Origin of the sequence: Corynebacterium sp. MSK039 (assembly GCF_030232315.1) — a bacterium.
Classification (GTDB): domain Bacteria; phylum Actinomycetota; class Actinomycetes; order Mycobacteriales; family Mycobacteriaceae; genus Corynebacterium.
The window spans coordinates 1-242 of sequence record NZ_JASPJL010000062.1; the positions used below are offsets into that span (position 1 = coordinate 1).

Genomic DNA, 242 nt, shown 5'->3' on the forward strand with positions numbered 1-242 from the left:
GTTCATTAAGTTATAAAACACTGTTTTTGGCTCCACAATTAATGAATATGCCGAGAAATGTTGTACACCAAGCGTAAAAGCAATATCTAATGTTTCTTTTACATCTTCTATCGTCTGTCCTGGCAAAGCATAAATAATATCTACATTAATATTTTTAAAGCCTACTTCCTGTGCCTCTCGAATCGCGAGGAATGCATCTTCCCTCGTATGCTTGCGCCCGATCTTCTCAAGAAGTTCATCAC

Annotated in this window: 1 protein-coding gene; it reads right to left on the reverse strand. The window is 37.6% G+C overall.

Annotation, left to right across the window (positions count from 1 at the left end; all coding sequences use genetic code 11):
- The coding region (locus QP997_RS09840; protein WP_284847015.1) for a radical SAM protein at positions 1 to 242 on the reverse strand (242 nt) is incomplete at both ends.